This is a genomic window from Mesorhizobium sp. M2A.F.Ca.ET.037.01.1.1 (genome assembly GCF_003998075.1).
Classification (GTDB): Bacteria; Pseudomonadota; Alphaproteobacteria; order Rhizobiales; family Rhizobiaceae; genus Mesorhizobium.
The window spans coordinates 1-402 of record NZ_RZSA01001858.1 but is presented as its reverse complement, the minus strand read 5'-3'; the positions used below and the strand labels follow the sequence as shown (position 1 = coordinate 402).

1 protein-coding gene is annotated in these 402 nt (G+C 62.4%); it reads right to left on the bottom strand.

Features of this window, described 5'->3' with window-relative positions:
- Window positions 1-34 precede the first annotated feature (34 nt).
- Window positions 35-402 (bottom strand): integrase core domain-containing protein (locus EOA27_RS40180; protein WP_145970980.1); only part of this gene is annotated, 368 nt, incomplete at its 5' end.

Genomic DNA, 402 nt, shown 5'->3' with positions numbered 1-402 from the left:
GTTCTGAAAGTAGCGCTGACCTTGCCCCCAATTTCTATCCAGTTTTGAGTTCGTTTCCGGCGTGGGTTGTGCCCTGCTGGGCGGGTGAAGCGACGGTCGCTGGCGCGGAGCCTTTGGCATAGCGCAGCGCGAGCGACCGTCGCGGATTGAAGGTGGTGGCGAACTCGGCCGGTGTCTGCCAGGCGATTTGGGAGTGTGGCCGTGCGGTGTTGTAGTCGGCGCGCCACAGGGCGATGGCTACGCGCGCCTGAGCCAGCGAGGTAAACAGCGTCTCGTTGAGCAGTTCATCGCGCAGTCGGCCGTTGAAGCTCTCGATGAAGCCATTCTGCATCGGCTTGCCCGGCGCAATGTAATGCCATTCGACGCGGTTCTGATCTGCCCAGGCGAGGATGGCGTTGGAGG